Origin of the sequence: Flavimaricola marinus, from assembly GCF_900184895.1 — a bacterium.
Classification (GTDB): Bacteria; Pseudomonadota; Alphaproteobacteria; order Rhodobacterales; family Rhodobacteraceae; genus Flavimaricola; species Flavimaricola marinus.
Genome location: NZ_FXZK01000048.1, coordinates 1 through 1,150, shown reverse-complemented (window position 1 = coordinate 1,150; position 1,150 = coordinate 1). Strand labels below are relative to the sequence as shown.

Sequence of the window (1,150 nt, the reverse complement as noted above, 5' to 3'; positions counted from 1 at the left end):
GCCCAACTGAAGGACGGACAACTGAAGACGAGATTCACCGACGAACAGATCATTCAGATGATCAAGGAACAGGAAGCTGGCGAGAAGACGGCTGACGTGTGCAGGCGCTATGGGATCAGCCAGGGCACCTTCTGCAAATACAAGTCGAAGTATGGTGGGATGGAGCCTTCGGATGCCAAGAAGCTCCGGGCGCTGGAAGCCGAGAACGCGAAGCTGAAGAAGCTGTTGGCCGAACAGATGCTCGACAATGCGATGTTGCGGGATGTGAACTCAAAACAGTGGTGACGCCCGATGCCAAGCTGAAGGCGGTGGCGCATCTGGTGGAGGTCCATCAGGTGAGCCAGCGTCGGGCGTGTTCTGCTCTTGATGTGGACAGATCGACGGTGCGGTATCAATCCCGCCGGTCGGATGACACGAACCTGCGCGATGCCATAAAGGCGGTTGCCAAGGAACGTCGCCGGTTCGGCTATCGGAGGCTGCATGTGATGGTTGAGCGGCAGGGCTGGCAAGTGAACCACAAGAAGTTCCGACGGTTCTATCGCGAAGAGAAGCTTCAAGTGCGCCGCAGGGGAGGTAGAAAGCGGGCTCTGGGCACGCGAAGGCCGATGGTCGTGCCAGATAGCCCGAACCAACGTTGGAGCCTCGATTTCGTATCTGACGCGCTGACCGATGGCCGCCGCCTCCGTATCCTGACCGTTGTGGATGGCCACACGCGGGAGAACCTAGCGCTGGTGGCCGATACATCGCTGTCGGGCTTGCGGGTCACGCGAGAACTGGACCGGCTGATTGCAGAGCGGGGCGCGCCATGTACAATCGTATCTGACAACGGAACCGAGTTCACCAGCATGGCCATACTGCGATGGGTTCAGAAACCGGGATCGACTGGCACTACATCGCGCCGGGAAAGCCGACGCAGAACGCATTCGTAGAAAGCTTCAACGGCAAGCTGCGCGACGAATGCCTCAATGAAACGCTGTTTAGCTCACTGGCCGAGGCTCGGGAAACGCTGGAAGCATGGCAAGAGAACTACAACAATCAAAGACCGCATTCGGCTTTGAAAAACCTGACACCGAGGGAATTCGCAGAGAAAACGATGATGGACAAACTGGCCGCCTAAGGCCATCAACCAAAACCCAAAGACTCTCCGCAA

At 57.7% G+C, this 1,150-nt stretch carries 1 pseudogene; it reads left to right on the top strand.

Going from position 1 to position 1,150, the window contains the following annotated elements:
• The first annotated feature begins 57 nt into the window (after window positions 1–57).
• Window positions 58–1,117 (top strand): annotated as a pseudogene (locus LOM8899_RS22970) (IS3 family transposase).
• Window positions 1,118–1,150: the final 33 nt, after the last annotated feature.